Genomic DNA, 875 nt, shown 5'->3' with positions numbered 1-875 from the left:
TACGGCGCGACCCGCCTCGCCCGCCGGCTGGAGCGGGCGCAGCGCGCCTGACGGGAGGTTGCCGGGTCGGCGCCGCGGCGCTAACCCGATCCGCGATGCGGTATTATCTCGGCCTCGCCACCACCTTCCACGACCCGGCGCTCGCGCTGATCGGGCCCGACGGCACGGTCCTGTTCGCCGAGGGCGCCGAGCGCTTCCTGCAATACAAGCGCGCCCCGAACTGCGAGCCGGACCCGGCCACCCGCATGGTCGGGCTGCTCGCCGAGCTCGTGCCGGAAGGCTCCGAGCTCGTCGTCGCCTCGACCTGGGGCCAGCAATTCACCGAGTTCCTCGAGGGGCAGGGGCGCACCGGCGCCTTCACCCTCGAGGCCCTGGGCCGGCACGCGCCGGTGCTCAACCGCTCGTGGTCCCGCCCTCGTCCGGACGGCGACCGTCGGCGACAGCATCCGGGGCGGGCTGGGCCGCAAGATGGCAGCTTGGCCGTAACCTGGCCGCTTGGCCCCGAGTCGGCCGCTCGATCATAAGGTGGCGGCTTGGCCACGGGAGCCGCCCCCGGCCTCAGGGCGCGGCGGAGGCCTCCTGCGCCCGCACGACCTCGCGGGCGGTGTCGAGCACGATCCGGCGGTCCGCGTCGCTGCGGATCGCGTCCCACAGCGTCAGCAGCTCCCGGGTTTCCTGGGCCGGGCAGCCGCCCTCCCGGGTGCTCACCAGCTCCTCGACGGTGCAGCCCAGGGCCGTGGCGATGCGCTTCAGCGTCTGAGCGGTGCGCTCCGACGGCAGGAGTTCTGTCATGCGTCGATCTCGATGGGGCATCGGCATCACGCGGCCCGGCGTGCGCGGGACGGCGCGGAAGGCCGGCATGCGGCAGGCCGGGT

Annotated in this window: 1 protein-coding gene and 1 pseudogene; one reads left to right on the top strand and one right to left on the bottom strand. The window is 74.4% G+C overall.

What is annotated here, in order from left to right; all coding sequences use genetic code 11:
* Positions 1-95 precede the first annotated feature (95 nt).
* Positions 96-404: pseudogene (locus FV223_RS28765) on the top strand (carbamoyltransferase); the annotation flags it as partial.
* A gap of 154 nt (positions 405-558) precedes the next feature.
* Here FV223_RS28765 and FV223_RS28760 read toward each other — a convergent pair.
* On the bottom strand, positions 559-875 hold a 317-nt coding region (locus FV223_RS28760; protein WP_210247537.1), incomplete at its 5' end, for a hypothetical protein.

Origin of the sequence: Methylobacterium sp. WL116, from assembly GCF_008039455.1 — a bacterium.
In the GTDB taxonomy this organism is placed as follows: Bacteria; Pseudomonadota; Alphaproteobacteria; order Rhizobiales; family Beijerinckiaceae; genus Methylobacterium.
The sequence above is the reverse complement of the archived record's forward strand: the minus strand, read 5'-3'. Positions and strand labels throughout refer to the sequence as shown.